The sequence below is a fragment of the Arsenophonus endosymbiont of Crataerina pallida genome, assembly GCF_964020125.1.
Lineage (GTDB): Bacteria > Pseudomonadota > Gammaproteobacteria > Enterobacterales > Enterobacteriaceae > Arsenophonus > Arsenophonus nilaparvatae.
In genome coordinates this window covers 1,735,814-1,759,626 of sequence record NZ_OZ026540.1, presented here as the reverse complement: position 1 = coordinate 1,759,626, position 23,813 = coordinate 1,735,814, and the positions used below count along the sequence as shown (strand labels likewise).

At 38.6% G+C, this 23,813-nt stretch carries 19 protein-coding genes; 4 read left to right on the top strand and 15 right to left on the bottom strand.

Annotated elements, in window-relative coordinates; translation table 11 throughout:
• Nucleotides 1-73 precede the first annotated feature (73 nt).
• On the top strand, nucleotides 74-730 hold the full coding sequence (locus tag AACL31_RS09425) for a DedA family protein (RefSeq protein ID WP_032115093.1): 657 nt from the start codon (nucleotides 74-76) through the stop codon (nucleotides 728-730).
• Nucleotides 731-804: 74 nt separating this feature from the next.
• Here the strand turns inward: AACL31_RS09425 and carB are convergent, their stop codons facing one another.
• The 8 genes from carB to ribF all read right to left on the bottom strand — a co-directional run bounded on the left by carB (nucleotide 805) and on the right by ribF (nucleotide 12,391).
• Complete coding sequence (carB, locus tag AACL31_RS09420) at nucleotides 805-4,029, bottom strand: carbamoyl-phosphate synthase large subunit (protein WP_310511480.1); 3,225 nt, start codon at nucleotides 4,027-4,029, stop codon at nucleotides 805-807.
• Between the two features lie 13 nt (nucleotides 4,030-4,042).
• Nucleotides 4,043-5,209: a glutamine-hydrolyzing carbamoyl-phosphate synthase small subunit gene (gene carA, locus AACL31_RS09415; protein ID WP_310511479.1), complete on the bottom strand. Its 1,167-nt coding sequence runs from the start codon at nucleotides 5,207-5,209 to the stop codon at nucleotides 4,043-4,045.
• Nucleotides 5,210-5,642: 433 nt separating this feature from the next.
• The gene (dapB, locus tag AACL31_RS09410) at nucleotides 5,643-6,464 is read right to left on the bottom strand and encodes a 4-hydroxy-tetrahydrodipicolinate reductase (protein WP_310511478.1); all 822 of its coding nucleotides are present in this window, start codon (nucleotides 6,462-6,464) and stop codon (nucleotides 5,643-5,645) included.
• A gap of 179 nt (nucleotides 6,465-6,643) precedes the next feature.
• Nucleotides 6,644-7,594 (bottom strand): 4-hydroxy-3-methylbut-2-enyl diphosphate reductase, encoded by a 951-nt coding sequence (ispH, locus tag AACL31_RS09405; RefSeq protein ID WP_310511477.1) that lies wholly within the window; start codon nucleotides 7,592-7,594, stop codon nucleotides 6,644-6,646.
• Nucleotides 7,575-8,045, bottom strand: coding sequence for an FKBP-type peptidyl-prolyl cis-trans isomerase (gene fkpB / locus AACL31_RS09400; protein WP_310510265.1), 471 nt, complete (start codon nucleotides 8,043-8,045; stop codon nucleotides 7,575-7,577). The genes ispH and fkpB overlap by 20 nt, the downstream gene beginning before the upstream one ends.
• Before the next feature lie 61 nt (nucleotides 8,046-8,106).
• Complete coding sequence (lspA, locus tag AACL31_RS09395) at nucleotides 8,107-8,607, bottom strand: signal peptidase II (RefSeq protein ID WP_310511476.1); 501 nt, start codon at nucleotides 8,605-8,607, stop codon at nucleotides 8,107-8,109.
• On the bottom strand, nucleotides 8,607-11,423 hold the full coding sequence (ileS, locus tag AACL31_RS09390; RefSeq protein ID WP_310511475.1) for an isoleucine--tRNA ligase: 2,817 nt from the start codon (nucleotides 11,421-11,423) through the stop codon (nucleotides 8,607-8,609). The genes lspA and ileS overlap by 1 nt, the downstream gene beginning before the upstream one ends.
• Nucleotides 11,424-11,461: 38 nt before the next feature.
• Nucleotides 11,462-12,391: a bifunctional riboflavin kinase/FAD synthetase gene (gene ribF / locus AACL31_RS09385; protein ID WP_310511474.1), complete on the bottom strand. Its 930-nt coding sequence runs from the start codon at nucleotides 12,389-12,391 to the stop codon at nucleotides 11,462-11,464.
• 336 nt (nucleotides 12,392-12,727) lie between these two features.
• Between ribF and rpsT the strand changes: the two genes are divergently transcribed.
• Entirely contained in the window at nucleotides 12,728-12,988 is a 261-nt protein-coding gene (gene rpsT / locus AACL31_RS09380) for a 30S ribosomal protein S20 (protein WP_026821429.1), read from the top strand.
• A 65-nt stretch (nucleotides 12,989-13,053) separates the two neighbouring features.
• On the opposite strand, the gene nhaR is transcribed toward rpsT, so the two are convergent.
• The 5 genes from nhaR to dnaK form a co-directional block, all read right to left on the bottom strand.
• Entirely contained in the window at nucleotides 13,054-13,965 is a 912-nt protein-coding gene (gene nhaR, locus AACL31_RS09375) for a transcriptional activator NhaR (RefSeq protein WP_339053956.1), read from the bottom strand.
• A gap of 176 nt (nucleotides 13,966-14,141) precedes the next feature.
• Complete coding sequence (nhaA, locus tag AACL31_RS09370; protein ID WP_310511472.1) at nucleotides 14,142-15,335, bottom strand: Na+/H+ antiporter NhaA; 1,194 nt, start codon at nucleotides 15,333-15,335, stop codon at nucleotides 14,142-14,144.
• 168 nt (nucleotides 15,336-15,503) lie between these two features.
• Nucleotides 15,504-16,412: a hypothetical protein gene (locus tag AACL31_RS09365; protein WP_310511471.1), complete on the bottom strand. Its 909-nt coding sequence runs from the start codon at nucleotides 16,410-16,412 to the stop codon at nucleotides 15,504-15,506.
• 353 nt (nucleotides 16,413-16,765) lie between these two features.
• The gene (gene dnaJ / locus AACL31_RS09360; protein WP_310511470.1) at nucleotides 16,766-17,902 is read right to left on the bottom strand and encodes a molecular chaperone DnaJ; all 1,137 of its coding nucleotides are present in this window, start codon (nucleotides 17,900-17,902) and stop codon (nucleotides 16,766-16,768) included.
• A gap of 116 nt (nucleotides 17,903-18,018) precedes the next feature.
• Nucleotides 18,019-19,944 (bottom strand): molecular chaperone DnaK, encoded by a 1,926-nt coding sequence (gene dnaK, locus AACL31_RS09355; RefSeq protein ID WP_032115082.1) that lies wholly within the window; start codon nucleotides 19,942-19,944, stop codon nucleotides 18,019-18,021.
• Nucleotides 19,945-20,295: 351 nt separating this feature from the next.
• Between dnaK and satP the strand changes: the two genes are divergently transcribed.
• On the top strand, nucleotides 20,296-20,862 hold the full coding sequence (gene satP, locus AACL31_RS09350) for an acetate uptake transporter (RefSeq protein ID WP_032115081.1): 567 nt from the start codon (nucleotides 20,296-20,298) through the stop codon (nucleotides 20,860-20,862).
• A 192-nt stretch (nucleotides 20,863-21,054) separates the two neighbouring features.
• On the opposite strand, the gene mog is transcribed toward satP, so the two are convergent.
• The gene (gene mog, locus AACL31_RS09345) at nucleotides 21,055-21,630 is read right to left on the bottom strand and encodes a molybdopterin adenylyltransferase (RefSeq protein ID WP_310511469.1); all 576 of its coding nucleotides are present in this window, start codon (nucleotides 21,628-21,630) and stop codon (nucleotides 21,055-21,057) included.
• Between the two features lie 185 nt (nucleotides 21,631-21,815).
• Complete coding sequence (tal, locus tag AACL31_RS09340) at nucleotides 21,816-22,769, bottom strand: transaldolase (RefSeq protein ID WP_310511468.1); 954 nt, start codon at nucleotides 22,767-22,769, stop codon at nucleotides 21,816-21,818.
• A gap of 259 nt (nucleotides 22,770-23,028) precedes the next feature.
• On the opposite strand from tal, the gene yaaA reads away from it, so the two are divergent.
• The gene (gene yaaA / locus AACL31_RS09335; protein ID WP_310511467.1) at nucleotides 23,029-23,805 is read left to right on the top strand and encodes a peroxide stress protein YaaA; all 777 of its coding nucleotides are present in this window, start codon (nucleotides 23,029-23,031) and stop codon (nucleotides 23,803-23,805) included.
• Nucleotides 23,806-23,813: the final 8 nt, after the last annotated feature.

The window sequence follows — 23,813 nt, the reverse complement described above, 5'->3', positions numbered from 1 at the left end:
CATAATTCAGTTTTTTAAGGTAAACTGGCAACTATATCGATTTTTCATTTGGTTGTTCCTAACAGGGTAAGCTATGCAAGTTCTCAATGAGATCGTGATGGCAATTTGGCATCATGATTTTGCTAAACTAAATAATCCCAATATTTTATGGATTATTTATGCTGTACTTTTTACCATTATTATATTAGAAAACGGTATTCTTCCTGCCGCATTTCTGCCAGGAGATACGTTGCTTATTCTTTCCGGTGCTTTGATTGCAAAAGGTGTTCTTTCTTTTATTCCCACAATTATTATTTTAACTATTGCTGCTAGCTTAGGTTGCTGGTTAGGTTTTTTACAAGGACGCTGGCTTAGTGATACCCATTTAGTAAAACAATGGTTAAAACAGATCCCACAAGAGTATCACGATCGTGCAAACCGATTATTTAACAACCAAGGCTTGTATGCGCTTTTGATCGGTCGTTTTTTAGCTTTTGTGCGAACACTATTGCCAGTTTTAGCAGGACTTTCGACTTTAAGCCACCGGCGCTTTCAATTATTCAATTGGCTTAGCGGCCTATTATGGATTGGGATCATTGTTTCTCTGGGTTACGCAATAAATCAAATTCCTTTTATAAAACGCCATGAGAATATCGTTATGAATATTTTAATATTTTTACCGATACTGCTACTCATTAGCGGATTTATCGGCTCACTTGTCGTATATTGGAAACATAAAAAAAGCAGTTAAATATTATGGATTTTATTCGCCCAGAATAAGAAAATGGCCCGGTTAAACAGGCCATTTCAAATAGTCAGTAATAGTTAATGCTGGATCATTTTATGCATCTCTTGGACAGATATAACCTGCTCTGTAGGATCAGCATTGAGAGAGATCGCGGTCGCAAAACCGCCATTGATAGTGGTATCATAATTTACTTTATATTGTAATGCACTACGACGAATCAGCTTAGAATCTTCTATTGCACGACGGCCCGCGGTAGTATTGACAATATAACTGTATTCACCATTTTTTATTCTATCCTGAATATGAGGCCGTCCCTCATGCACTTTATTAACTAAACGCGGGTTAATTCCGCCCTCACCCAGTACAATTGCGGTACCATGAGTTGCATCTAACTCAAAACCATGCGCAATTAATTTAGCCGCTAAATCAACAACCTTGGCTTTATCATTCTCTCTTACTGAAAGTAATGCGCGGCCAGATTTTTTCATAGTAGAAGAACAACCAAACATAGCTTTAGCAAATGCTTCGGCAAAAGTGCGACCAATACCCATAACTTCACCGGTGGAACGCATTTCTGGCCCTAAAATAGGATCAACACCAGGGAATTTATTAAATGGTAATACGACTTCTTTTACCGAATAATAAGGTGGGATAATTTCTTTCGTTACACCCTGTTTAGCTAAGGATTGCCCGACCATGACACGAGCGGCTACTTTTGCCAGTGGTATTCCTGTTGCTTTTGATACAAAAGGCACTGTACGCGCAGCACGGGGATTCACCTCGATTAAATAGACGTCATTATCTTTAACCGCAAATTGAACATTCACTAATCCTCGAACGCGTAGTTCAAAGGCCAGTTCTTTTACCTGTTCACGCATGACATTTTGTATATTCTGACTCAAGGTATAAGGTGGCAAGGAACAGGCCGAATCACCAGAGTGAACGCCCGCCTGTTCAATATGCTCCATAATACCACCAATTAATACGGTTTCCCCATCACAAATGGCATCTACATCAACCTCAATGGCATCATCCAGGAAATGATCGAGCAATACTGGTGCATCATTGGAAACCCTTACCGCGGTCTGAAAGTACCGACGTAAATCAGTTTCATCATAAACAATTTCCATTGCTCGCCCGCCTAAAACATAGGAAGGACGTACAACTAATGGATAACCAATACTGTGAGCCTTTTCTATAGCCTGTTCAATTGTCGTAACCGTGGCGTTTTCTGGTTGCTTAAGTCCTAAACGGGCCACTGCTTGTTGAAAACGTTCTCGATCTTCAGCGCGATCAATCGCATCCGGGCTAGTGCCAATAATTGGAACCCCCGCTTCTTCTAAGGCAAGCGCCAATTTTAAAGGTGTCTGGCCACCATACTGCACAATTACACCTTCAGGTTGTTCGACCCTGACTATTTCTAATACATCTTCTAACGTTACTGGTTCGAAATAAAGACGATCAGATGTATCATAATCAGTAGAAACCGTTTCAGGATTACAGTTTACCATTATTGTCTGATAGCCATCTTCACGTAACGCCAACGCAGCATGAACACAGCAATAATCAAACTCTATTCCTTGACCAATACGGTTTGGTCCACCACCGAGTACCATAATCTTAGATTTGCTATTGTCAGGGTTGGCTTCACATTCATCTTCATAAGTGGAATAGAGATAAGCGGTATCTGTAGCAAACTCTGCTGCACAAGTATCAACTCGCTTAAAAACAGGATGCAGTTTATAATTTTTGCGTAATTTACGGATTTCAGCTTCAGAAACACCGACTAATTTAGCCAAACGAATATCAGCAAACCCTTTTCGTTTCGATAGCCGCAAGAATTCTGCTGATAAGCCATTAATGCCAAATTCAGTAACTTTCTCTTCTAAACGAACAAGCTCTTCAATTTGTACCAAGAACCAACGATCAATATTGGTTAGATTAAATACACCATCCACAGACATACCTGCGCGGAAAGCATCGGCTATATACCAGATACGTTCAGCACCAGCATCTTTCAATTCACGGCGAATTTTTGTTAACGAGTCGAATTCATCCAAATCTACTTTAGGATCAAAACCCGTTGCGGCAACTTCTAATCCACGCAATGCTTTTTGCATTGATTCTTGAAAAGTTCGCCCAATAGCCATTACTTCACCAACAGATTTCATCTGTGTTGTCAGACGATCATTACTACCCGGAAATTTTTCAAAGTTAAAGCGTGGGATCTTAGTCACGACATAATCAATAGAAGGTTCAAAAGAAGCAGGTGTCCGTCCTCCGGTAATATCATTCATTAATTCATCAAGTGTATAACCTACGGCAAGTTTTGCTGCAACCTTAGCAATAGGAAAACCGGTTGCTTTAGATGCCAAGGCCGAAGAACGTGATACTCGTGGATTCATTTCAATAACAATTAAGCGGCCAGTTTTAGGATTAACGGCAAATTGAACATTTGAACCACCAGTTTCTACACCAATTTCTCGCAACACTGCCATCGATGCATTGCGCATGATTTGATATTCTTTATCAGTTAATGTTTGAGCGGGTGCGACAGTGATAGAATCTCCCGTATGGATCCCCATTGCATCGACATTTTCAATAGAACAGATAATGATGCAATTATCATTTTTGTCACGCACCACTTCCATTTCATACTCTTTCCAACCAATCAGCGATTCATCTATCAATAATTCGTTGGTCGGTGAAAGATCTAAACCTGTCAGACAAATATCTTCAAACTCTTCACGGTTGTATGCAATACCACCACCCGAGCCGCCCATGGTAAATGAAGGGCGAATAATACATGGGAAACCTACTTTTGCTACTACGTCTAACGCTTCTTCCAGGGAATGAGCAATTCCTGAACGTGCTGTTTCAAGGCCGATTTTCTTCATTGCTTTATCAAATCGCTGACGATCTTCTGCCTTATCAATTGCATCAGCCGTTGCGCCAATCATGGTAACAGCAAATTCTTTCAATACGCCTTTACGCTCTAATTCTAAAGCACAGTTTAAAGCAGTTTGCCCTCCCATCGTAGGCAAAATCGCATCAGGACGTTCTTTTTCAATAATTTTGCGTACCATTTCCCACTGAATTGGCTCAATATAAGTCGCATCAGCTAGATCCGGATCCGTCATGATTATCGCCGGATTGGAATTAACTAAAATAACTCGATAACCCTCTTCTCGTAGTGCTTTACACGCTTGTGCACCTGAATAATCAAATTCACAAGCTTGGCCAATAACAATTGGACCTGCACCTAAAATCAGGATGCTTTTGATATCTGTCCGCTTCGCCATTTTTCGCTCCTGATCAATCAACTTGAGTATCTAAATTTGTTTGACGATATTTTTTAATCAATTCAATAAAATAATCAAATAGGGGTTCTGCATCTTTAGGGCCTGGACTTGCTTCGGGATGCCCTTGAAATCCAAATACAGGCTTCTCGGTATGATGTATGCCTTGTAAACTTCCATCAAACAGTGATTTATGGGTCACGCGCAATTTGTCAGATAAGGTTGCTTCATCGACTGCAAAACCGTGATTTTGTGCAGTGATCATAACGCGATTATTAACTAAATCTTTTACTGGATGGTTACCACCATGGTGGCCAAATTTCATTTTAACGGTATCAGCCCCACTGGCTAATGCCAGTAATTGATGACCTAAGCAAATACCAAAAATAGGTATTTCTGTTGTTAAAAACTGTTTAATTGCTTTAATTGCATAATCACAGGCTGCTGGATCACCCGGACCATTAGAAAGAAAAATGCCATCAGGTGCCATTTTTAATACTTCATCAGCCGCTGTTGTTGCTGGCACAACCGTCAAATAGCAGCCACGATCAACGAGTAAACGTAAAATATTTCGTTTAACACCACAATCATAAGCAACGACATGATAAGGCAGTTGCTCGCGTGCCTTAGTAGCCGATAATCCATCGGCACCAAGATGCCAACTCTGTTGCTGCCAAGTATAAATGTCTTTAGTAGTAACTTCTTTAGCTAAATCCAGCCCTTTTATTCCACCAAATAATTTAATTTTTTCTAATGCTAAATCGATGTCTAAATTTTCACCAGTAATAATGCAACCATTTTGCGCGCCTTTTTCCCTTAATAGCCGCGTAAGCTTACGGCTATCAATATCAGCAATGGCGACTGTTTTATGGCGTTTTAAATAATCAGATAAACTCTCTTTTCCACGAAAGTTACTATAAATTAACGGTAAATCACGTATAACAAGCCCTTGAGCATGAATGATGGCGGACTCTTCATCATCTGGGTTAATTCCTGTGTTTCCAATATGGGGATAAGTAAGTGTAACAATTTGGCGGGAGTAGGAAGGATCAGTGAGGATTTCTTGATATCCAGTTATTGATGTATTAAAAACTACTTCTCCAACAACAATTCCTTCAGCCCCAATGGAATGACCATGAAACTGGGTTCCGTCTTCCAGAACCAATATAGCTGGCTTAATCAAAATACCCTCCAGGAGAATAAAAAAACATTTATTGAGCATATTTATTCATGCGTAAGCCAATAAATTCGTGCCAAAATGGAATTTAAGCAAATTTTTGGCAAATTGCGCGCAATCTAATGATGAGAAGAGTGATTGTCTAGTAAAAAATAATTTTTTATTACTTTTTTAGTTAATTTATAATGAAAAATCAATGTAACTAGTAAAATGATAAATTATCTTAGCAAAATAATCGATTGCATAGCATGATAATTGTAAAAGTATGGTTTAGATAAATTTCATTATAGTAAATGCGCAAAAAATCATCTTAAATCAATAAAATTTTTATTTTAAATAATAGAAATAAAAGTTATCAAATAAAAAACTTAATAACCGCCAAAAAAATCACGATCTTAAAATTAACCTTTATTTATCAAATAGATAGATATATAAAAAATTAAATATTTTCTAAATTTAATACATCTTTCATGCTATATAAACCACTTTTTTTTCCTTTTAACCACAAACAGGCCTTCACAGCCCCATTTGCAAACGTCATCCGACTTGATGCTTTATGAGTTATCTCTATTCTTTCACCTATATCAGCAAAAATCGCCGTATGCTCGCCAACAATATCGCCAGCTCTAATCGTTGCAAAGCCAATGCTGTTATTTTCTCTTTCACCAGTAATACCTTGGCGACCATACACTGCACAATCTTTTAAATCACGGCCAATTGACTTGGCAATAACATCACCCATTGCTAAAGCTGTTCCTGAAGGCGCATCGACTTTATGCCTGTGATGAGCTTCAATAATTTCAATATCACTATATTCGCCCATCACTTTTGCGGCTTTTTCTAATAACTTCAACATCAAATTAACGCCAACACTAAAATTGGCTGCTAATACAATAGGGATCGTTTTCGCCGCTTCTTCAATCGACTTCTGTTCAGTTTCATTAAAACCTGTAGTGCCAATAATCATCGCTTTGGCATATTTTTTACAAACTGACAGGTAATATTGCGTACCTTCGGGACGGGTAAAATCGATCAAAATATCAAATTTATCTAAAACATTAATTAGATCATCACTAATTATAACATTTAAACCGCCAATACCGACTAATTCACCAGCATCAGTACCTACTATACTTGAACCTTTTCTTTCTAACACAGCCCCTAAAACAACGCCATTCTGTTGTGAAACTGCTTTAATTAGTTCACGTCCCATGCGGCCACCCGCACCAACGATGGCAACACGAATATCTGAATTAGTCATGTTTATCTCTCTTGATTAAAAGCAGATTAAGTATCCTGAGTTCGATAAGGTTAACAATCATCCTAGCTTAACGCATACAGCAACCGTCAGTGACAAAAAAAGCCATTAGAGTTGGCTTAATTAATAGATAAATTGCTGCGCTAAAAAATTCATTTAATAAAATGCCCAAATAGCTATTATTATATTTGCTTGATTTCAACACGTAGCTCTTTTGGTACTTCAAAAACAATATTTTCTTCATGACCAGCAAGTTCGATCATTTCACTGGCACCTAAAACCATTAAGCGTTCAATAACCTGACGAACAAGAATATCTGGTGCAGATGCGCCAGCAGTAAGACCAATAATCTGCATATTTTCCAGCCAATGTTCTTGAATATCATCAGCAGAGTCAATCAGGTAGCCCGGCTTGCCTGCTCTTTGAGCCAATTCAGCAAGACGATTGGAATTAGAAGAATTTTTAGAGCCGACAACTAGTACAATATCAGCCTTATTAGCTAATTCACGCGCTGCTTCCTGACGATTGGTTGTCGCATAACAGATATCATCTTTACGCGGCCCGATAATATTTGGAAAACGAGTATTTAGCGCGTCAATAACATGAGCAGTATCATCAACCGATAAGGTAGTCTGGGTCATAAAACAGAGGTTATTTTCATCTTTTACTTGTAATTTCCAGACATCCTCCGGCGATTCAACCAGATACATACCTCCAGCCGGATTATTATATTGCCCCATTGTGCCTTCTACTTCAGGATGCCCAACATGACCAATTAAAATCGCTTCTTTACCTTTACGACTGGCACGCGCAACTTCCATGTGCACTTTAGTCACCAATGGACAAGTTGCATCAAATAACATGGTCAGATGACGTTGCTTAGCTTCCTGTCGAATTGCTTGAGAGACACCATGAGCAGAAAAGATCAAAATAGCACCATCAGGGACTTCAGAGATTTGTTCAATAAAAATCGCACCACGTTGCCGTAAATTGTCAACCACATAACGGTTATGAACAACTTCATGACGAACATAAATCGGCGCACCATAAAGCGCCAGTGCTCTATCAACAATACTAATTGCCCGATCAACACCTGCACAGAAACCCCGAGGGTTAGCCAGCAATATTTGCATTTGATTCCTCCCATTTCGGGTCAATTTCCAACACTTCAATGTTAAAAATGATATTCTGAGCCGCTAACGGGTGATTAAAATCAACAGTGATAGACTCTTCCGTCACTGCTGTTACGATCCCTGGCATTTCACTGCCATTTATCGTGGTAAATAATATGATGGCACCGACTTCAGGTATACCGACCTGAATAAAATCTTTTGGCATAAAGTATTGGATCATATCTGGGTTTGGTTTACCAAAAACGTCCTCTCCGCCTAAAGTAAATGTCTTTTTTTCACCAACACTTAAACCAATTAATTGTTTTTCAAGTGCTCGCGATAGGCTTTTATCGCCAAGGCGAAAAAGTGCCGGTTTATCCTGATTATAGGTTGAATCAGCAATTGAACCATCCTCAAGTTTGATCGTGAAATGCAGCAACACGGCACTATTTGCTTGTACTAAGGTTAACATGACAATAAAAACCCACTGTTAAAAATAAATCAACCTGTTATCAACGTAAACGAACGATAATCTAAGACCCACTCGCTTTTTTATCTGTATTGATGAAACTGTCAAGAATGATGAGTGTCGCACCAAGACAAATCGCCATATCCGCAATGTTAAATGTTGGCCAATGCCAGTCACCAACATAAAAATCAATAAAGTCAACTACGAAGCCATGGACTAAGCGGTCGCACAAATTCCCTAGTGCTCCACCAATAACTAATGCATAAGCAATATTACTCAATTTTTTATTCACGCTTTGGCGATACATCATTACGATAAGCACCACACAAATGACAATCGCAACCAAGGCAAAGAACCAACGCTGCCATCCCCCTTTATCAGCTAGAAAACTAAATGCTGCACCAGGGTTTTGAGCATAAGCCAAATTGAAATAAGGCATTAATGGTATCGACTCATATAATTGAAAATTATTCAAAATGAGTTGCTTACTACCAAGATCAACAATTAATATCACAACCGTTAACCATAACCAGCGTAAGCCAGTAGAGCAAATAGGATTTTTCATTAGGCAAACTTACGTATTTCACCGTTACCGGCTACATTAGTAACACAGCGGCTGCATAATTCTGCATACTCCGCCTCCCGACCAATATCCGTTGCATAATGCCAACAACGAGGACATTTATCACCTTCCGCCTGCTGGAGAGCAATTTTCAATCCACTCAGTTCACTATTCTGTGCCTGAACTGGGGCTTGGCTAATATCAATTACTTTAGCTTGCGAAGTTAACAATACAAAACGTAACTCATCACCTAAACGATTAAGTATTTCAGCCAGTTCTGTATCAGCATATAAAATCACTGCGGCCTCCAACGAGCTACGGATAAGTTTGTCTGCACGCGCTTGTTCGAGAACTTTATTAACCTCACTACGGATAATTAATAACTTATTCCAAAATTCATCATTAAGCGTTTCATTAACATCCAAGCCAAACAAGTCAGCATAATATTCATCAGTAAAGACATATTTGCTCTGTCTAGCAGGCAATTGCTGCCAAATTTCATCGGCCGTAAAAGAAAGGATCGGCGCAATCCAGCGTACCAAGGCCTCTATGATATGAAATAAGGCTGTCTGACAACTACGACGTGCCAAGCTATCACTTTTTGCCGTATATTGACGATCTTTTATAATATCTAAATAGAAAGAACCCATTTCAACTGAACAAAACTGCATCAAACGCTGAACGACTGCATGAAAATCATAATTAGCATAATGCATAGCGATTTCCGCTTGAGCGGCTTTCGCCCGCCCTACTGCCCAGCGATCTAATATCACCATATCTTCTGGTTTAACTTGATGTGAAGCAGGATCAAAACCGTTCAAATTGGCTAATAAAAAGCGTGCTGTATTACGAATACGCCGATAGCTGTCGGTAGAACGTTTTAAAATCTCATTTGAAACAGCAATCTCACTAGTATAATCGGTTGAAGCAACCCATAGCCTCAGAATATCAGCCCCTAAATCATTCATGACGTCTTGTGGGCTAATGGTATTACCCAAAGATTTTGACATTTTACGGCCTTGTCCATCAACCGTAAAACCGTGGGTTAATACTTCTCGATAAGGCGCTTTTCCTTTCATCGCAGTTGATAGCATTAGAGACGACATAAACCAACCACGATGTTGATCAGAGCCTTCCAAATATAAATCAGCAGAATGGCCTTTAAATTCAGGGCGAACATCTACAACCGCATAGTGTGTAGAACCAGAATCAAACCAGACATCAAGCGTATCCGGGACTTTAACATAATCAGCTGCATCACTTCCTAATAGGGCAACGGGGTCAAGATCCCACCACGCCTGGATACCTGCTTTTTCAACATGTTTAGCGACTTCTTCAATCAATTCTAACGTCCGTGGATGTAATTGTTCTGTCTGCTTATGCACAAATAATGCCATCGGCATACCCCAGGTGCGCTGACGAGAAATACACCAATCTGGACGATTTGCAACCATAGATTCAATCCGGCTTTGTCCCCAATCTGGGATCCATTTAACCCCGTTAATCTCTTTTAGCGATTGTTCACGTAAACCATTTTTTTCCATACTAACAAACCACTGAGGTGTAGCACGAAAAATAACCGGTGTCTTATGCCGCCAGCAACAAGGATAACTATGCTGTAATATTTCTTTATGTAGCAATGCCCCTTTTGCCGCTAAAAGTTCGATAATTAATTCATTTGCTTTAAATACAAAAACACCGTCCAAACCAGGATAAGTATTATGTAAATAACACCCATTTGGACCGACGGGATTTGCTATTTCAAGTTTATATTTCTGCCCAACAATATAATCATCCGGACCATGGCCTGGTGCCGTATGTACAATCCCGGTACCCGCGTCTAAAGTAACGTGATCACCTAAAATAACAGGCACATCGAAATTCATAAATGGGTGATGAAAGCGCAGTAATTCCAATTCAGAGCCATTACATTGTGCTAAAATTTGCCACTCTGTTGCTGCAATACGCTGCATTACTGTTTCAACCAGTGATTTTGCCAAAATTAAACATTCATTATTATTGACTTTCACTAATTGATATTCAAAATCAGCGTTAACCGCAATCGCACGGTTGGCGGGTAACGTCCAAGGTGTGGTCGTCCAGATCACGGCTGAAACCGGCAAAGCCGACGATTTTACGTCAAATTTACTATAAACAGCGTTAGCATCCACCGCGCTAAAGCGTACATCAATGGAAGGTGATGATTTATCATAATATTCAACTTCCGCTTCCGCTAAGGAAGAACCGCAAGCAGTACACCAATGAACCGGTTTAGCACCTTTCACTAAGTGGCCATTTTCAATCGCTTTACCTAACGCACGAATAATATTGGCTTCGGTACTAAAATCCATGGTTAAATAAGGCTGTTCCCAATCACCAAGTACGCCCATTCTGATAAAATCAGCTTTCTGGCCCTCAATTTGTTCTTTGGCATATTTGCGACATTCTTCACGAAAAACAGCTGCAGAAACCTTGTCACCGGGTTTACCGATAATTTGTTCAACTTTATGTTCAATTGGCAAACCGTGGCAATCCCAACCAGGAATATATGGCGAATCAAATCCGGCCAGTCCTTTAGATTTAATGATAATATCTTTGAGAATTTTATTAACTGAGTGACCAATATGAAGACTACCGTTTGCATAAGGAGGACCATCATGCAATATAAACATCTGTTTGCCTGTTTTGGCCTGGCGAATAGCTTGGTACAAACCTTCTTTATACCAACGGGCTAACATTTGTGGTTCTCGTTTAGCGAGATAACCGCGCATAGGGAACCCTGTTTCCGGTAAATTCAGGGTATTTTTATAGTCACTCATCTAAATTCTCAGTTCCAATTTTCTGCTAAATATCTAAATTATGACGACTGGAAGAATTGTCTCGCAGCCATTATATCCTTACCGATTTGCTGTCTTAATTCATCAATAGAAGCAAGTCGCTGCTCGTTACGCAATTTTTTACGCAATACAACATCAATATGACGTCCATATATATCCATATGCACATCTATTAAATGAACTTCAATTTGCTGATCAACCCCATTCACGGTTGGGCGTGTGCCAATATTTGCCACTGCCTGCAAAGGGTGATCGGCTAATCCATATACTTCTACCACATAAACGCCTTTAACAGGCATAACTAAACATTTAAATGGTATATTCGCGGTTGGGAAACCGATCGCACTACCAAGCTGGCGACCATGTACCACTCGACCACTCAATCGGTAGGGGTGTCCCATAAGATTCTCAGCAAGGGTAAGATTATCACTTAATAGTGCTTGCCTGACAGCCGTACTACTAACTCGCTGGCCGGCGTCACAAAAACTTTCAGTATTGGCCACTTCAAAACCATATTGTTTTCCTGCCTCACGAAGATATTTAAAATCACCCTGTCTATCTTTGCCAAAACGAAAATCATCACCTATCGCCAAAAATTTAACCCCCAATTTTTCCACCAGCAATTGTGAAACAAAAGCCTGCGGTGTCAATGAAGCAAATATTGGATTAAATTTAACACACAGTAAATAATCAACGCCATATTCGGTAAAGTATTTTATCTTATCACGTAAACGCGTTAAACGTGCTGGCGCATTTGCGCCCAAAAAAAACTCCAATGGTTGAGGTTCAAAAATCATGACCATCGTTGGCAGCCCGAGACGCTGACTCTGTTGTTTTAAATGTTTCAATAATGCCTGATGCCCTCGATGAACAGCATCAAAATTGCCAATAGTCAACACACAACCATGATGATATGCGCGAATATTATGTATACCACGTACTAACTTCATAATCGGCTCAATATAATAAAAATTGCTGGATTATACCGCTTACTACCTTGAAGGTTAAGTCACCATTTGATTAATATTTATAACAAAGATAATAAATGGTTGTTTGTCAGTAAAAAAATACTTAATCTAACCACTTTCCTACAATTTCATCCGGTTTTTCACATTTAAAACTGTATTCTCACTCAGTAAACTGGTAAAATCCCGGGTCATCACAACAGATCGCATTGCTGTACACGATGCTTATTTACACAAATTCATTGACAAATGAAGGCTAAAAAGGCATATTCCTCGGCCTTTAGATTGTCCTCGATAGAATAAATATTTGGGAGTTGGACCTTGGCTAATATCAAATCAGCTAAGAAACGTGCCATACAATCAGAGAAACGTCGTCAGCATAATGCTAGCCGTCGTTCTATGGTGCGTACTTTTATCAAAAAAGTTTATGCCGCTATCGCTACTGGCGATAAAGAAGCAGCACAAAAAGCATTTAACGACATGCAACCTATTGTTGATCGCTATGCTAGCAAAGGCTTGATCCACAAAAATAAAGCTGCACGTCATAAAGCAAATTTAGTAGCGCAAATCAAATCAATGTAATTTATTTTGATTTTGCTAAAAAACCGGCTTCAGCCGGTTTTTTTATTATTATTAAAAAATGGCTCTTATTGTTTATAAAAGCTTTGATCAAATAGACCAGAAAAATCCTTATTACAAACACGTTGCACTGCTGGATGCTGGATCATACGTTCAGCAAAAATAACATAATATTCTTCTTTTACTTTATCCATATGACCAATTTCAACTACTTCATTATCTAAAAAAATCTCACTAGCATAGAGCGATGGCGCAACAAATATTGCGTTATGATACATGCCAAATGCTTTCATCAATGCAGCATCATCAAACTCGCCCAGGATTTCTACCTGCAAATTATTATTTTGGATCCAAGAAAGCAGGTGACGACCTAACATAGAACGCCGACCTGGGATCAATAATCGCCTCTCTTCTAGACACAGTGGAAAAGGTTTCTCCGGTATTGGTTTGCGACAGAAAAAACTAACGCCACATTCTCCAAGCTTGACGGAAAATAACCCCTCTTGTTGGGACGAATCAACCGGGCAATCAGATAAGATCATGTCTAACTTATGTTGACTTAATTGCTCCAATAAAAGCTCGTGTGTCGATTCAAAACAGCGTAAATGGATCCGCTCATGCTCAACAATAGCTGTTTCAAGGACACGGCTTACCAGCCGTTTCGATAAAGCGTCAGCAACACCAACATCAAATAGCAAATTCGTTTCACTACTATAATTAACAATATCTAGCATTTCCTGGCTTAGCACAAACATTTTATCAGCATAACGAAAAACTAGTTGCCCTAGTTCCGAAGGAACCAGCCCTCTGCCTTGCCTTTTAAATAATTTACCATTCAAACGTTCTTCTAATGCCTTAATCTGACCCGTTATTGTCTGAGGCGTTAAATAAAGTTCTTCAGCGGCGCCAACAACCGATCCCTCTTTACAAACATACCAGAAGTAATAGAGATGATTAAAATTGAGATGCGACACTCTCATATCGATTCCTTTTTGTACCACCGATAACTGTTTATATTCGTTATTTTCTGAACATTAGAAGATAAACGATTCATATCATTTTACCTAAATAAGATACTCTCGCTACAAAAATAAAATATTGTATTGCGAACACAAAAATACTATTTATTTCACGCAAATATAACTTAAAATTAACGTTATCCTGCCTGATTAGCTGCTTTAGTGCTAATTGGCTTTTTAGGTAATACACTATTCAATAATAATAATCCTAAGATAGCCGCTAGCGTCGAACCGATTAGGATCCCCAACCGTGCATAAGTACTAAAATTATCTAAACCTTCAAATGCTAAACTGGCAATAAAAATTGACATGGTAAAGCCAATACCACAGAGTACTGAAACAGCAAATATCTGCTTAAGGTTAATTTTGGCGGGTAATTTTGCAACGCCTAATTTTAACGCTAGCCAACTAAACAGAAAAATACCTGTTGGTTTACCAATTAATAAGCCTAACGCGACACCGATCGGTAAAGCACTGGCAAGATTAGTTGGGGTAACACCATCAAGTTGTATGCCTGCATTAGCAAAGGCAAATAGTGGCAAAATTAAATAAGCAACCCAAGGATGTAAAAGATGTTCTAACTGTTCAGAGGGTGAATTATTTTGTCCCCCTTTAAGCGGTATCAAAAAGCCCACTATGACACCAGCTAACGTTGCATGGATACCTGATTTTAAAATACAAACCCATAAGATGACACCAACAACCAAATAAGCAGAAGTATTTTCAACTTTACGCCAATTCATCCATATTAATACCAATAGAGAAAGCATAGCTAACCCTAATGCCATGATAGAAACAGATTTAGTATAAAAGAGAGCAATAATGATTATTACGCCAAGATCATCAATAATCGCCAACGCCAGTAGAAATACTTTTAACTCTGTTGGTACACGTTTACCTAATAGCGCCATGATACCCAATGCATATGCAATATCTGTCGCCGCTGGGATCGCCCAACCCTGCCGGGCAATTTCATCATTCAAATTAAAAAATAGATATACCAAAGCGGGTAATAACATACCGCCTACCGCAGCAACAGCAGGAAATATTGCTTTATCACGACCGGCTAACGAGCCTTCTATCAGTTCTCGTTTAACTTCCAGGCCAACAACCAAAAAGAAAATGGCCATTAAACCATCGTTGATCCACAATAAAAAAGGTTTATCAATATCTAATACGCTGATTTTAACCGCAATGGGAATATTAAGAAATTGCTGGTAAATACCTTGCAATGGGGTATTAGCCATAATCAAAGCTAAGATGGCAGCAATAATTAACAGCACCCCACTTGCTGCTTCTAATTTTAAAAACTGTCGTATAATTGCTGTCATTACTATAACCTCAGTGTTAATTAGCTTAATTAATTTTACGCTAATCCATACAATTCGGAAAACCATTTTTTTTAACGTAAATAATTCGTTTATACCGAGTAGTTACTAACTATTTTGACGCTATTTAGCCGATTAGCTGTTTAAAATTAGGCTAGCATTGAAAAACAATTAGTTAATCTTGGTACTAAAAAAAGTAGGTAATAAAAATCCGATAAGTTTAGTTTTGATAAAACTCCATGATGTTGCAAATAATTGGCTGGTTTTTTGGCTTAATTTTTGCCAAAAAGTTGAACCTACGGCTTCTTTTGTCCCTATCTTATTATTTTGCTTTAATTCCACACTCGCTATATTTTGTCCTATTTCTTTATCTACTACCAATTCCATTTTTAACTCTGTCGTTCCGCTTTGCAATGGCTGGCCGGTTTGATTAGTAACAATTAATTGTTCATTTTTCTTATCCCTATTTTCTTTTATTTCTTGATAAACCCTAATAAAATATTCTGATTCTTTACCCTCTAATTCTGCGAGTGATCGATTTTGTTCAAGATAACATTCTATTCGATTGAATTCAGCTGCTGTTAAACCTTCTTCTTCATCTCCCTGTTGATATTCTATTGTTGTATGACCAATTTTATTCTCAATATTTGGACTCTTATCATCTATATTATTATTTTTATCTCTATTTACATAGATAGATTTTAGTTCTATTAAATCACTAATATTTTTAGATACTGAACAACCCAATTCTCCTGTATTTTTTACACCCTTAATGCAATCTAATAAATGCTGAAATTTTTGCAAATTTCCTATATCTACCTTATCCAAATTGAGTGCAATAAATTTTCGATTAAAAATCGCTTCTAATTCACTGTTATCTACAGAACAATATAGATTAGCCGCACTAATAAGTCTTTTATCAATTCTATGAACGTAGTTACTATTTTTTAATTCAGATTCAAACCTGCTAGTTAATTTATTTGTCAAATATTCTTCACAATTTTGTGTAGTGATAGCGGGTCTGTTAAAAGAAAATTGTCTAAACGAATCTCTGATTATCATTCCAAATGATGCTGACATAACTATTTCCAATCCAATAAATTAATTAAAAATAAAACTAAATTGTATAGAAAGTTTTGTTAAGCTCACGTTTAACTTGTTGGAATTAATCTTAATTTATTTTTATATAGAAATTTAAGCAGGAAACTTGCATAAAACAGGCAAAATTAATCTTGAAAATTAAAATTTTTAAATATAATTTGCATAAATTGAACGAATTAAATAACTTACATTAATTAAATAACCACAATTAACCTGCGATTTTATAACTACCTCTTCTATTCCGTAAATCAAATTGAATGTTCTTATTTTTAATCAATAAAAAAAGCACCGATCACTGACTATCGATGCTCTATCTATTTAGCTAAATATCGTTACTTGGTCAGATCATCAAAAAACTTTTTCACACTATCTAAGAAACTCTTTGAACGAGGGCTGTTCCTGCCATCACTTTCGCCATTCAAAGATTCACCAAATTCCTTCAACAATGCTTTTTGTTTTTCATTTAGTTTAACCGGCGTTTCCACCAGGATACGGCACATTAAATCTCCCGTCATACCACCACGAACAGGCTTCACACCTTTTCCTTTCATGCGGAAAATTTTTCCTGTTTGTGTTTCAGCTGGAATTTTGAGACTTACCCGACCATCAAGTGTCGGTACATCAATTTCACCACCTAGAGCCGCAATCGCAAAATTAATGGGTACTTCGCAATATAAGTTATTGCCATCGCGCTCAAAAATAGCATGTCTTGCGACATTGACCTGAACATATAGATCACCGGCTGGCGCGCCGTTTTCTCCGGCCTCACCTTCACCATTTAAGCGAATACGATCGCCTGTATTAACCCCTGGTGGAATTTTTACTGATAAAGTTTTGTATTTCTCTACTCGGCCATGACCATGACATTTAATACAAGGTTCTTTGATGATTTGACCACGACCATGGCAAGTTGGACAAGTTTGTTGAACTGCAAAAAATCCTTGCCGGATTTGAACCTGACCTGCCCCATGACAAGTTGAACAAGTTTCTGGTTTAGTGCCTGGTTTAGCGCCACTGCCGTTACAAACATCACATTTTTCTAAAGTCGGGATACGGATCTCTTTGCTGACACCGCGAACTGCTTCCTCTAAGGTTAAGGTAATTTCGTACTGGAGATCAGCCCCACGAGCCGATCGCTGACGCCTACCACCACCAAAAATATCACCAAATACATCACCAAAAATATCACTAAAATCAGCGCCCGAAGCAAAACCGCCGCTAAATCCACCGCCCATGCCACCTTGTTCAAAAGCTGCATGTCCATATTGATCATAAGCAGCGCGTTTTTGCGCATCAGTTAAAATTTCATAAGCTTCTTTAATTTCTTTAAACTTACTTTCTGCTTCCTTATCACCCTGATTTCGATCTGGATGATACTTCATTGCCAGACGTTTATACGCTTTTTTGATCTCTTTCTCGTCAGCGGTTTTAGTAACGCCTAAAACTTGATAATAATCTCTTTTTGCCATATTTATTTTACCCTTAACACACGGAAACGGGCGTAGAGTTCCCCCAACGCCCGTACTCGGTTTTCAGTAACAGAGGAAATGATCCTTAACACCATTACTGTGCCCGCTAAGGGCCACTATTTTTTATCTTTATCCTTGTCGTTGACTTCTTCAAATTCAGCATCAACAACATTATCATCCTGTTTAGGTTGGGCGCCTGCGCCAGCATCAGCGGTGCCTGCTTGAGCCTGCTGTTGAGCTAACTCGAGTAGCTTGGCCGAAGCTTGAACTAAAGCTTGAATTTTCTCTTCAATGATGGCTTTATCTTCACCTTTCACCGCAGTTTCCAACTCAGAAATGGCTTTCTCTATGTTAGCTTTATCATCAGCAGGTAACTTATCAGCCGCTTCTTCAATTTGTTTACGCGTACCATGAATCAATTGATCAGCCTGATTACGTACCTGAACTAATTCTTCAAACTTACGATCTGATTCCGCATTTGCTTCTGCATCGCTTACCATTCTTTGGATTTCATCTTCCTTCAGACCAGAAGATGCCTTGATGGTAATCTTTTGCTCGCGGCCAGTATTCTTATCTTTAGCTGATACATGTAAGATACCATCAGCGTCAATATCAAAGGTAACTTCAATTTGTGGCATACCACGCGGTGCCGCTTGAATACCATCCAAATTGAACTGCCCTAATGATTTGTTATCACCTGAGCGTTTACGTTCACCTTGCAATACATGAATGGTTACTGCCGACTGGTTATCTTCTGCAGTTGAAAACACCTGACTATGTTTAGTCGGAATAGTGGTATTTTTGGCAATTAACGCTGTCATTACACCACCCATGGTTTCAATACCTAAAGATAGTGGAGTTACATCAAGTAACAAGACATCTTTCACATCACCAGCTAATACACCACCTTGCACCGCCGCACCCATAGCAACCGCTTCATCAGGGTTAACGTCTTTACGAGGTTCTTTACCGAAAAAGTCAGCAACCGCTTTTTGCACCATTGGCATGCGCGTCTGACCACCAACCAGAATGACGTCGTTTATGTCATTAACATTTAAGCCGGCATCTTGCAGTGCAACTTTCAGCGGCTCCATTGAGCGCTTAACCAAATCTTCCACCAGTGATTCAAGTTTCGCTCGAGTCACCTTAATATTCATATGCTTAGGACCACTTGCATCTGCAGTAATGTAAGGCAGATTGACATCAGTCTGCTGAGCAGAAGAGAGCTCAATTTTGGCTTTCTCTGCTGCTTCTTTTAAGCGTTGCATTGCTAGTGGATCATTGCGTAGATCAAAACCTTGTTCTTTCTTAAATTCATCGACCAAATAGTTGATCAGACGATTATCAAAGTCTTCACCACCTAAGTGAGTATCACCATTAGTGGCCAGCACTTCATAGGTTTTTTCACCATCAACTTCATCAATTTCAATAATTGAAATATCAAAAGTACCACCACCTAAGTCATATACCGCAATGGTACGGTTACCTACTTCACGATCTAAACCATAAGCAAGCGCCGCTGCCGTTGGTTCATTAATAATACGTTTTACATCTAAACCAGCAATGCGACCTGCATCTTTAGTTGCTTGACGCTGAGCATCATTAAAATAAGCCGGTACAGTAATAACAGCTTCAGTAACGGGTTCACCCAGATAATCTTCAGCCGTTTTTTTCATTTTTTTCAACACCTCAGCGGAAACCTGAGGAGGAGCCATTTTTTGCCCCTTAACATCCAACCAAGCATCACCATTATCTGCAGCAATGATTTTATAAGGCATAATAGAAATGTCACGTTGAACTTCTTCATCTTCAAAGCGACGTCCAATCAGACGCTTAATGGCAAAAAATGTATTTTGTGGGTTTGTCACGGCCTGACGTTTTGCCGGCTGCCCCACAAGAATTTCACCATCTTGAGTATATGCAACAATAGAAGGTGTGGTACGATCACCCTCACTGTTTTCCAATACCCGCGCATTTGTGCCATCCATAATAGCTACACAAGAGTTAGTTGTACCCAGGTCAATCCCGATAATTTTACCCATCTAAACAGCCTCCAAAGGGAATTCTTAACCAATCTAGTTACCAACCTATATGAGGCTCAATGAATTTTTTTCAAGGGATTTTTTCCCTGACCTCAAAAAAAATCTACCTAACGAGACACCTTGTGACAGGTTGATAGATTGACCATTGGTAACTACGCTATTCATTAAAGTGGGGACATAAAAATATTCATCAAGGGGAAAGTAAAAAAATATTTTTTAAATGAAAAGTCATTTTAATCTTTGTTTTGAACCAAACACTACCTATTATACTTGCTTTATGTAAGCCCTGATAGCATATAAAAATTTATATCCTATTGAATATTATATATTTAATGACATTTAGAGGAATGTATGAGTTCAAATAATATTGCCAATCCAGGCCCATTAGGTTTGATGGGTTTTGGTATGACAACAATTTTATTAAATATTCACAATGCTGGATTTTTTCCATTAACTTCAGTAATACTAAGTATGGGTATCTTCTATGGTGGTATTGCCCAGATTATTGCCGGTATTTTTGAATATAAAAAAGGAAATACCTTTGCCGCAACGGCATTCTCATCTTATGGCTTGTTTTGGCTCAGCTTAGTTGGTTTATTAATGCTGCCTGAAATAGCGTCGGTGCAAGTAACATCCGCAGATTTTCTGGCAGTTTACTTGGCATTGTGGGGTATCTTTACCTTATTTATGTTTGTTGGCACGTTAAAGGCTAATCGCGCACTACAATTCGTTTTTGCTAGTCTGACCGTACTTTTTGCGCTGTTAGCAATCGGTAATATGTATGGAAATCAAACCATTCTTACTATTGCTGGTTACGAAGGTATCATTTGTGGCGCCAGCGCTTTTTACCTTGCTATGGCAGAAGTCATTAATGAACAATTTGGCCGTACAATATTACCTATTGGTAATAGGTCTTAAACAGCATCCTGCCACATTAATAAAGCAGTTTTATACTGCTTTATTAACACCCTGCTCTATTCGCCACTATGACGACACTAGAGAATTTTTGGCTTTAAAATTGACGCTAATTGATGGCAGCGCAATTTAACAACGGCTTTAATCATTACTAAAGTTATTTCCTAATGCCGAAAATAGCCAGATTAATCCATTTTATCGCATGGCTGATTTAGGTCTAAATGCTTTAATCACGTTGGGATCGGTTTCAACATAGGGACCCTCTAGTAATTGGATACAATAAGGCACGCTAGCGAAAATTCCGGTAACAATTTCACGTCCCTGTTCATCTTTTAAACCGGCTAATGTTTCTGTAATTGATTTTGGTTGTCCAGGTAAATTCAAAATCAATGTTTGCTTGCGGATCACGCCAACTTGGCGTGAGAGGATCGCCGTTGGCACAAAATACAAACTAATTTGCCGCATTTGTTCACCAAAACCAGGCATTTGCCGATCAGCAATCGCCAGTGTCGCATCCGGTGTTACATCACACAGCGCTGGGCCAGTGCCACCGGTGGTTAAAATTAAATGACAAGCAAATTCATCAACCAGCTCACAGAGTGTAAGTTCAATAATTTTTTGTTCATCAGGGATCAAACGTGGCTCAACCGTAAAAGGGGTTTTTAGTGCCATTGAAAGCCAGTTTTTAAGTGCAGGGATCCCCTGATCTTGATAAATTCCATTGGCTGCCCGATCTGAAACAGAAACTAAACCTATCCGCAATTTATCCATGAGATCCTCAAATTCGATATTGAAAACAAGATGTTTAATACTAAATCTATTCAACTTATGCTGTAGCGATAAAAAGGCAAATAATATTGTTTACTGCCCTTGAGCACAATCAGACCAGCAAGTAAAAGCAAAAAGCCCAGTACGATAATCCACTAGGCTTTTAGGTTATAACAGAGAAATGTTAATTACAGCTGCTGGGCAACCATTTTTTCCAATTTTTCCTGATCAATAGCAAATTTACGAATACCATCAGCCAGTTTGTCCGTTGCCATGGCATCTGCATGATGTTGCCAATAGAACTCTGCTTCTGTCATCGGCTTAGGCGGTGACTGAATTTGACCATTAAATGCCAATTTGCGGGGCACTTCACCTTGGGCTTCAGAAAGCTCTTTAAGTAATGCTGGAGAAATTGTTAAACGATCACAGCCTGCCAGTTGCAAAATTTCACCGCTATTGCGGAAACTTGCCCCCATGACAACCGTTTTATAGTCGTGCTGCTTATAATAATTGTAAATTTGTGTAACAGAAATAACGCCAGGATCTTCTTGTGGCGCATACTCTTTTGTATCGGTATTCGCTTTATACCAATCAAGAATACGACCGACAAAAGGTGAAATCAGATAAACACCGGCTTCAGCACAAGCTCGTGCCTGAGCAAAAGAGAATAATAGCGTTAGATTGCAGTTAATACCCTCTTTTTCCAACTGCTCTGCCGCGCGGATCCCTTGCCAGGTTGAAGCCAATTTTATCAAAATACGCTCATTTTTAATGCCGGCACGATTATAAAGCTCAATAATATGCCGCGCTTTATTAATACAGGCTTCGGTATCATAGGAAAGGCGCGCATCAACTTCCGTTGAAATTCTTCCGGGAATTAATTGCAGGATTTCTAACCCAATATTAACAGCCAATTTATCACACGCATCAATAATTTGTTGCTCACGTGATTGACTTTGTTGCCGTGCCCATGAGATCGCTTCATCAATGAGTGCCTGATATTCTGGGATCTGAGCCGCATTAAGGATCAAAGAAGGGTTAGTTGTTGCATCTTCAGGTTTATAAAGCTTTATTGCGCTTATATCACCTGTATCTGCTACAACCGTCGTTATTTTTCGTAAAGAGGTTAATTTATCGGTCATTTTTTAATCCCGTTGTTATTGAGATGAAGCCGAGGCTCAAAATCCTATCTTGCTGTGATAATATCATTCATTGATATTACAACAAATAAATTCACCACCATTGTTTTGTTGTCGATAACAAATTTTGTTAGCTTATTTTCACACCCTACTATCGTTTAAATAGCAATAATTAACGTTAAATGCTACAAATAAGCCTAATGATAGCCATTTACTATTTTGATTAAAGTTGTTTATTTATGAATTTTACTAGGTATTAATTATGCTTATCACGATTTCACCCGCCAAAACACTTGATTATGAAAGTCCGCTTGCCACCACAGAATATAGTCAGCCAACCCTATTATCACAGGCTGAGCAATTGATTCAGATATGTCGTAAACTGACACCGGCAGAAATTGCCAGTCTAATGCATATTAGTGATAAATTAGCCGGTTTAAATGCAGCACGTTTTGGACAGTGGCATGCTAATTTTACCCCAGAAAATGCCCGACCTGCTATTTTAGCTTTTAAAGGTGACGTCTATACCGGCCTGCAAGCGGAAAATTTTAAGCCAAAAGATTTCACCTTTGCCCAAAAACATCTTCGTATTCTATCAGGCTTATACGGTGTATTACGGCCACTTGATCTGATGCAACCTTACCGATTGGAAATGGGAACTAAACTCAATAATAAACAAGGAAAAGATCTTTATGCCTTTTGGCGGGATATCATTACTGAAAATCTTAATCAGGCCTTAAGCAAGAAAGGTGATAATATTCTGATTAACTTAGCTTCAGATGAATATTTTAATGCCGTTAATAGCAAAAAACTGGATGCTCATATTGTGAAACCTATTTTTCTAGATGAAAAACAGGGGAAATATAAAGTCATCAGTTTCTATGCGAAAAAAGCGCGCGGATTAATGAGTCGCTTTATTATTCAAAATCAACTAAAAAATATTGAACAACTGACTGAATTTAACTTAGCCGGTTATCAATTTGATAACGCCGCTTCCAAAGATAATCAGCTAGTGTTTAAACGATCACAACATGGTTAACAATGGAA

What these genes read in the sequence shown, in the direction of transcription:
- AACL31_RS09425 (WP_032115093.1), top strand. Translation starts at nt 74, where the DNA reads ATGCAAGTTCTCAATGAGATCGTGATGGCAATTTGGCATCATGATTTT.
- carB (WP_310511480.1), bottom strand. Translation starts at nt 4,029, where the DNA reads ATGGCGAAGCGGACAGATATCAAAAGCATCCTGATTTTAGGTGCAGGT.
- dapB (WP_310511478.1), bottom strand. Translation starts at nt 6,464, where the DNA reads ATGACTAATTCAGATATTCGTGTTGCCATCGTTGGTGCGGGTGGCCGC.
- ispH (WP_310511477.1), bottom strand. Translation starts at nt 7,594, where the DNA reads ATGCAAATATTGCTGGCTAACCCTCGGGGTTTCTGTGCAGGTGTTGAT.
- fkpB (WP_310510265.1), bottom strand. Translation starts at nt 8,045, where the DNA reads ATGTTAACCTTAGTACAAGCAAATAGTGCCGTGTTGCTGCATTTCACG.
- lspA (WP_310511476.1), bottom strand. Translation starts at nt 8,607, where the DNA reads ATGAAAAATCCTATTTGCTCTACTGGCTTACGCTGGTTATGGTTAACG.
- ileS (WP_310511475.1), bottom strand. Translation starts at nt 11,423, where the DNA reads ATGAGTGACTATAAAAATACCCTGAATTTACCGGAAACAGGGTTCCCT.
- ribF (WP_310511474.1), bottom strand. Translation starts at nt 12,391, where the DNA reads ATGAAGTTAGTACGTGGTATACATAATATTCGCGCATATCATCATGGT.
- nhaR (WP_339053956.1), bottom strand. Translation starts at nt 13,965, where the DNA reads ATGAGAGTGTCGCATCTCAATTTTAATCATCTCTATTACTTCTGGTAT.
- nhaA (WP_310511472.1), bottom strand. Translation starts at nt 15,335, where the DNA reads ATGACAGCAATTATACGACAGTTTTTAAAATTAGAAGCAGCAAGTGGG.
- AACL31_RS09365 (WP_310511471.1), bottom strand. Translation starts at nt 16,412, where the DNA reads ATGTCAGCATCATTTGGAATGATAATCAGAGATTCGTTTAGACAATTT.
- dnaJ (WP_310511470.1), bottom strand. Translation starts at nt 17,902, where the DNA reads ATGGCAAAAAGAGATTATTATCAAGTTTTAGGCGTTACTAAAACCGCT.
- dnaK (WP_032115082.1), bottom strand. Translation starts at nt 19,944, where the DNA reads ATGGGTAAAATTATCGGGATTGACCTGGGTACAACTAACTCTTGTGTA.
- satP (WP_032115081.1), top strand. Translation starts at nt 20,296, where the DNA reads ATGAGTTCAAATAATATTGCCAATCCAGGCCCATTAGGTTTGATGGGT.
- mog (WP_310511469.1), bottom strand. Translation starts at nt 21,630, where the DNA reads ATGGATAAATTGCGGATAGGTTTAGTTTCTGTTTCAGATCGGGCAGCC.
- tal (WP_310511468.1), bottom strand. Translation starts at nt 22,769, where the DNA reads ATGACCGATAAATTAACCTCTTTACGAAAAATAACGACGGTTGTAGCA.
- yaaA (WP_310511467.1), top strand. Translation starts at nt 23,029, where the DNA reads ATGCTTATCACGATTTCACCCGCCAAAACACTTGATTATGAAAGTCCG.